Consider the following 6,641-nt stretch of genomic DNA (forward strand, 5'->3'; position numbering starts at 1 on the left):
TCTTATCAAGAGTAAATTACTAAAAATCCATTAACATCAATGTTTTTACTTTAAGAACATATATTTAACGTGTTAAATCAAATGAAAAAATACAATGTCATTATTAGATGACAATTGATTACGGTCAGAAGAATGTACCACAAATAAAAAAACTAATTCCTTTTTATTTTATCGAGGAATTAAGCTTTTGACCTGCAACAATCACGCCCAATTTCGGAATATCTATAATATGATTTCGATCTTAAATTATCTACTTTAACTGACGCTACCTGCTCGTTAAAGAAGACCTATTTAAAAAAGTTTATACTGCACCTGCCTTTATTATGTAAGTAAAAGTAGTAAAGCTTTAAATTGGTTTTCAAAAAAGTAGGGTTGATTATTTCTTTTTCATCAATTATTATTGTGTTATTATCACAATATGAGAAAGGAGGCAAAAAGTAATGGGAATTGATTTCATTAATGTCGAGTTTAGAAAGCATGTAAAAGTTTCAGGGGATTTAGGTACAACGGGATCAGTATGTCCTTTTTCACAAAAACAAAAAATGGAAACACTACCGGAAAACTTTTTGCCTCCTTTTATATAATGGGCAAAAATTTATGAATCTATTGCATTTGTAAAAATGCATACGAATGATTAGGCACCGGTTGTTAAACTGGTGCCTTTTTTTTGTTTGATCAGTTCAGTTAGTTTGGAGAACCGAATCTTTAATCATGCTGTAGAAATATGGTGAGTTCGTTGATTTGGTTTTACAATATAAATAGATATGAGGTGAGGTTTATGGTGAAAGCAGTGGATTTAGCCTCCTAAAATCACAATATATTTTAGGAGGAAATAAAATGAAAAAGGATAGTAAATCTAAAGAAATGATTCAATCTGAAAAAAGGGGTTCTACTAGGCTTTTAATGATGGTACTCTCCCTATCTGTACTTGTAGGTGCAATTACGGCTGATTCAGTCAATCCCGTACTTCCACTAATAAGCAAAGATTTAGAAGCTTCGAAATCTCAAGTGAGTTGGATAGTTAGTGGTATTGCACTTGTTCTTGCGATTGGAATTCCGATTTATGGTCGAATCTCAGACTTTTTTGAGTTACGAAAGCTATATATCTTTGCCATTATGATTCTGGCAAGTGGTAGTCTTTTATGTGCAATTGCCCCGAACCTCCCATTGTTGGTTTTGGGAAGAATGGTTCAGGGTGCTGGGATGTCCGCAATTCCAGTTCTATCAGTCATTGCAATTTCGAAGGTTTTCCCACAAGGAAAACGTGGGGGAGCTTTGGGAATTATCGCAGGAAGTATTGGTGTTGGAACTGCTGCTGGTCCAATATTTGGTGGAGTAGTTGGTCAATATTTAGGGTGGAATGCCTTGTTTTGGTTCACATTTTTGTTAGCCATTATGATTGTTATTGGTGCCTACTACGCGTTACCGACAATTAAACCGGCAGAATCCGTAGGAAGCAATAAGAACTTTGATTTCATTGGTGGTTTATTCCTCGGCCTCACAGTAGGATTACTCCTTTTTGGCATCACTCAAGGAGAAACTTCTGGTTTTTCTTCGTTCTCATCGTTAACTAGCCTAATTGGTTCTGTTGTAGCTTTGGTGGGATTTATTTGGAGAATTGTTACCGCAGAAAATCCATTTGTACCACCTGTCCTGTTCAATAACAAGGATTATGTCAATACGGTCATAATTGCATTTTTTTCGATGTTTGCTTATTTCGCTGTTCTTATGTTCGTCCCATTACTAGTCGTTGAGGTGAATGGACTCTCTTCTGGACAGGCTGGAATGATATTGTTGCCAGGTGGTGTGGCTGTTGCAATCTTATCTCCCTTCGTTGGCCGTCTTTCTGATCGATTTGGGGATAAACGTCTGATAATTACTGGGATGACTCTGATGGGGCTGTCTACCTTATTCTTGTCCACCTATGCATCTGGTGCTTCACCTCTGTTAGTTTCCGTGGGGGTCCTCGGAGTAGGGATTGCTTTTGCATTCACGAATTCTCCCGCAAATAACGCCGCAGTAAGTGCACTCGATGCAGACAAGGTTGGTGTCGGAATGGGGATTTTCCAAGGTGCTTTGTACCTTGGATCAGGAACTGGAGCAGGTATGATTGGAGCATTATTATCCGCTCGACGTGATGCTACTGAGCCGATAAATCCATTATATATATTGGACGCTATGTCCTACTCAGATGCGTTCCTTGCAGCTACAGGGGCAATACTCATTGCCTTAATAGCTGGATTAGGTTTAAAAAAGCGTGGGTAATAACTTAGTTATGTAAAGATTAGTTATTGTTTAGTTCATCTTCTATAGTTTAAGCTGTAAATAAATAGCTTAGGAATCACGCAAATTTGAATTTCTTAGAATAGAATACTTTTAAGTAACTCAACTTTCGTACACTGTTTTATTGGTGCGAAAGTTGAGTATGTTAAGGATGAAACAATGAAAACATTGGTGATCGTTTCTCACCCAGATATGCCAAATTCTCGAATCAATAAAGTTTGGGTAGAAAAAGCAGCGTCTTATTCAAACGAAATTACCATTCATGATCTTTATAGAGAGTATCCTGATTTTATTATGAATGTAAAAAGAGAGCAGGAATTAGTTGAAAATCATGATAATATTATTTTTCAATTTCCATTATATTGGTATAGTTCTCCTTCATTATTAAAAAAATGGATCGATGAAGTGATTATATATGGATGGGCTTACGGATCAAAGGGTAAAAGAATATTTTATAATCGAAAATTAGGATTAGCTATATCAGCTGGCGTAAAAAAAGGTGAATTTACAAGTATGGGTAAAAACAAGCATACATTAACCCAGATGTTAACACCATTCAAATCTTTATGTGCATAGATTCATGCTGAATATGTACCAGAGTTTGTACTTTACGGTGCTAATTCGGATATGAAGGGCGAAGAGATACAGAAAAGTGCTAATGAGTATTTGCAATATATTAAAAAGTATTATTTAAGAGCATAAAACACTTCTGCGATCATGCCAACAATACTAGAAGAAAGCCCATTTCCCCTTAACACATTTAGGGAAATGGGCTATTGAAGTTATTGAAGGTTTTAGCGATTTCATTTTAGGTAGCCAATTCAAAGTGCCCAATAAATTCCAAGAAACACAAATCTGCTAAAACAGCTTGCCATGTAATTTTTGAACTTGATCCTTTAACCGTTCATTCTCTTCTTCTAACGCCTTTATACGGCTTTTTAAGGTTTTTATTAATACGTCCTCTGAACGAGGGCTTTTACTAGGTTTACGGGGGGTTAACTCACTTATCTGCATCCCTCTTAATGTCTCCACTCTAGTTCTAATATCTTTTTGTTTGTAAAGCCATGACTTTGAAACATTTGCTTTTTGTGCAACGGAATTAAAATTAATCTTCTCTTCTTTCAATGCCATCTCTGAAATTGTCTTTTCAACCCTAATTCTTGTTTTCTCCGACTTGTCTTTAGCTAGCTGAACTATGGCAGTTGTGTTACCTTTTCTAATCATTTTAATTCGTCTCCTTTAACGAATGAATAATCTGTTCTAATCTATTTTTAACACGTTCATTGGTTTCAACCTGACGCTGCCATTGGTTTTGTTTAGCCCTATTTAGTATTTCTTTAGTTCGCTCTAAGTGCTCTTCATGTTCAGTAAGAAATTGTTTACTTGTACAGAAATTCGTACAATCTAAACATGCATTTGCGTGAGGACATGGTCCTGCAATTACTGGTAACCGACAATAGCCATTAGGAAGTGCCTGTGCATTGATATTCTTTTTAAACCATTGAAGATCTGTATTGTCAGCTTCAGTATTTTCCTCACTTAAATCCAGAATGCTACCGTTATTCGTTACTAAGGTTTCCTTAAATTTCGTAAATTCCTTCTTTAGGGTTTCATCAAAAATATGTGCATATCTTGCCGTCATTTCCGGTGATTCGTGACCCAAGAACTTCTGGACAATATGTTGTGGCACTCCGTTATTTATCATTCTAGTGCCAACTGTATGCCGAAAGGCATGAGCATGAAAACGAAAAATTTCTCCGTTGCTGTCCGTTATCTTTTCTTCATAAGCTAGTTCATTTAATTTAACCCTAAAGGTATCTTGTTTCAATGGTGAGCAATCTTTTCGGGGAAACACATATACACATCCATCATCGAGTTCATCAGCCACCCTTTGCTCTTGAACTAATATCAATGCAGCAATTTCTTTAGAAATAGGAATGATATGCTCTTTCTTCATTTTCCACTGATAATACTTTAAAAAGCAATCCCCTTCTTTATCGGTTATGACGCTCCCTTTTTTCAATGTACAAAGTTCACTGATACGCATCCCGCATTCTTGAAGTACCATAACCATTGTAGCAATATAAGGTTCCAATTTATCTAATTTCCCATTTAATTGTTCAAGTATATGTTCATCAATATAACGTGGTAGTGCCTTCGGCACTTTAGGGTAATCTTCTTGAAAGATAAGGATCTTAGAAGGTGTATCCTTCCAGTCATATCTTTGAATTGTAGTAAAAAAAACGTCTAAAGTAGATATTCGTCCAGTTACAGTACTGGGTTTTAAACCTTTTAAATTAATATAATTAAAATATTGCTCAATTTCATTTCTAGTTAATTGATGAATCCTTTGTATACCTTCACAATTTTTGTTCATGAAATTAAAAAATTCTTTTAATTTTGAAGCTATATCTACTACGTGAGAAAAGCTAGCTGTGTTTAACATTAGTTTACAATATCGCTTAACTATTTCTTTAAAATAATTATTCTTAAAACCCTTAAAGTTGATCGTATATTCGTAGGATGTTGGGTTTACCTTATCTTCCGGTAATGATAATTTTCTTCGATTCCAAACATCTTTTTCCCATTCTTCCCCATCAAAATAGAAGTCCTCATAGAATTCCATAAACTGCTTAAGATGAGTAACGTAATAGGAATTCGCATGTACAGTAACTTTCTGCTGATTTACATCAAGTTTGTAATTAGTAGTCGTAGTTTTTACTTTTTGTTCTGTTAAGTAGGTCCGGTATTCTGTCAAAGCTTTTTTTATAGGCACTTCGGTTATCGATGTAATATTAGGATATTTTAAATTTAAAAATCCCATCATCCGGCTTATCACTGTTCCCTTTCTAATCCAAACGGATTTTGCATTCCAAGCTCCATTATTCAAGTGAAGGTAATAAAAATATTTTAATTCTGTTTTCAACCAGACATTTTCCACCTTATCGAAATTTACCCAACGATTTCTTAGTGACGGATTCTTACTTAACTCAATTGCACTAGGATGCGGACAAATTCTTATATCCCATCTATCTGCTGCCCAATAACCTTTTAAAACACTTGTCATATTAGCTATTTTTTTATTAATCTCTGTACTAGCGATAAGCTTTCGATTAGTTGCTACACTTGGAAATTTCATTGTCATGTTTCTCTCCCTTGAAGATACTTTTTATATTCATTCTTCATATCTTGATTAGAAAGATGAACATACGTATCAAGTGTTGTTTGTACATGGGCATGCCCTAATCTTTTTTGTACATATGCAGCATCCCATCCACTTCTAATAAGCTCTGTGGCATGCGTATGACGTAATATATGGGCAGTGAAAGTAATCCCTGTCCGTTTTCCTAGTCTTCTTATTAAGTCTAATACACTTTGATATTTTAGAGGGTGGCCAAAATAAGAATCTTTAAGATTAATAAATATATAATCATGATCTAAATCTTCCCCATATTCATGTACTAAGTAATCGGTATATAATGCCATTAATTCCTTACTTACATCAATAGTTCTTTTTTTTTTAAGTTTAATATAAGCTCCATTTTCATTATGATCTCTTGGCCTGATGTTAATCTGGTTATCCCATGTTGAAATATCTTCAATACGAAGGGATAATGCTTCTCCTATCCGAAGTCCCCCTTCATACATAAGCATAATAAGTAACTTATCTCTTTTGGTATGACATGCCTCAATTATTGCTTTGACTTGTCCATGTTCTAATACTTGTACAAGTTTCTTTTTGACCCTAAGCTTTAAAATATTTTTTTTATAGGATCTACCTTTAGAAATATGGTGAAGAAACCCCTTAAAGTTTCTTCCTCTTGCTTCTTTAGACATATCTATAGCTTTAAAATTTTCTGTGCGATTTAAATACTCTAAGAAACTAGTTACAGCGTTAAGTATGGAATTAACTGATGTTTCCTCTCTTTTAGCCTTCTTTGGTTGTATATCTATTACCTTTAAATGCCCTGCTGGATTTCTTAACCATCCTACAAAGTTTGCTAAATCCTCAAATTGTAAATCTCCTAATTCGATTCTACTTTGGCTCATAAATTCATAAAACAGCTTGAGATGATAACAATATGTTTTAATGGTATTTGGAGCTTTGCCCGTATTATCCAAGTACTTTATAAATCGCTTAACCGGTTCTATCACTTCAAATTCTTTATCTAGCAGTATGTATAACGGATATGATTTTTCCTCCACAATTACTTTCTGAACCTTCATCTTTCCACCACCTTTAAATACTTTAACTACTATTAATAATACCCTTATATATTTAATAGTTAAAGCACTGTAATTAAAAAATCCTAAACTTCGAGTACTTAGAGTACTCTAGTTTAGGATACTATGTTTAA

The 6,641-nt window shown here is 34.5% G+C and carries 6 protein-coding genes; 3 read left to right on the forward strand and 3 right to left on the reverse strand.

All coding sequences use genetic code 11. The features are described from left to right. Positions 1-440: 440 nt before the first annotated feature. The 3 genes from KA883_RS12750 to KA883_RS12760 all read left to right on the forward strand — a co-directional run bounded on the left by KA883_RS12750 (position 441) and on the right by KA883_RS12760 (position 2,859). Positions 441-584 (forward strand): hypothetical protein, encoded by a 144-nt coding sequence (locus KA883_RS12750; protein ID WP_002360221.1) that lies wholly within the window; start codon positions 441-443, stop codon positions 582-584. A 253-nt stretch (positions 585-837) separates the two neighbouring features. After that, positions 838-2,265 (forward strand): chloramphenicol/florfenicol efflux MFS transporter FexA, encoded by a 1,428-nt coding sequence (gene fexA / locus KA883_RS12755; protein WP_165624956.1) that lies wholly within the window; start codon positions 838-840, stop codon positions 2,263-2,265. 177 nt (positions 2,266-2,442) lie between these two features. Next, positions 2,443-2,859: an NAD(P)H-dependent oxidoreductase gene (locus KA883_RS12760; RefSeq protein ID WP_031883923.1), complete on the forward strand. Its 417-nt coding sequence runs from the start codon at positions 2,443-2,445 to the stop codon at positions 2,857-2,859. A 282-nt stretch (positions 2,860-3,141) separates the two neighbouring features. Here KA883_RS12760 and KA883_RS12765 read toward each other — a convergent pair whose 3' ends face one another. Genes KA883_RS12765 through KA883_RS12775 form a run of 3 tightly spaced genes read right to left on the reverse strand, consistent with a single transcriptional unit; the run spans position 3,142 to position 6,510 of the window. Continuing rightward, complete coding sequence (locus KA883_RS12765) at positions 3,142-3,507, reverse strand: DUF6262 family protein (RefSeq protein WP_000619629.1); 366 nt, start codon at positions 3,505-3,507, stop codon at positions 3,142-3,144. Position 3,508: 1 nt separating this feature from the next. Next, the gene (locus KA883_RS12770; RefSeq protein ID WP_029658482.1) at positions 3,509-5,422 is read right to left on the reverse strand and encodes a tyrosine-type recombinase/integrase; all 1,914 of its coding nucleotides are present in this window, start codon (positions 5,420-5,422) and stop codon (positions 3,509-3,511) included. A 2-nt stretch (positions 5,423-5,424) separates the two neighbouring features. Next, positions 5,425-6,510 (reverse strand): tyrosine-type recombinase/integrase, encoded by a 1,086-nt coding sequence (locus tag KA883_RS12775; RefSeq protein ID WP_210140007.1) that lies wholly within the window; start codon positions 6,508-6,510, stop codon positions 5,425-5,427. Positions 6,511-6,641: the final 131 nt, after the last annotated feature.

Origin of the sequence: Staphylococcus sp. GDY8P54P, assembly GCF_017892645.1 — a bacterium.
GTDB lineage: Bacteria > Bacillota > Bacilli > Staphylococcales > Staphylococcaceae > Staphylococcus > Staphylococcus ureilyticus.

What these genes read in the sequence shown, in the direction of transcription:
- KA883_RS12750 (WP_002360221.1), top strand. Translation starts at nt 441, where the DNA reads ATGGGAATTGATTTCATTAATGTCGAGTTTAGAAAGCATGTAAAAGTT.
- fexA (WP_165624956.1), top strand. Translation starts at nt 838, where the DNA reads ATGAAAAAGGATAGTAAATCTAAAGAAATGATTCAATCTGAAAAAAGG.
- KA883_RS12760 (WP_031883923.1), top strand. Translation starts at nt 2,443, where the DNA reads ATGAAAACATTGGTGATCGTTTCTCACCCAGATATGCCAAATTCTCGA.
- KA883_RS12765 (WP_000619629.1), bottom strand. Translation starts at nt 3,507, where the DNA reads ATGATTAGAAAAGGTAACACAACTGCCATAGTTCAGCTAGCTAAAGAC.
- KA883_RS12770 (WP_029658482.1), bottom strand. Translation starts at nt 5,422, where the DNA reads ATGAAATTTCCAAGTGTAGCAACTAATCGAAAGCTTATCGCTAGTACA.
- KA883_RS12775 (WP_210140007.1), bottom strand. Translation starts at nt 6,510, where the DNA reads ATGAAGGTTCAGAAAGTAATTGTGGAGGAAAAATCATATCCGTTATAC.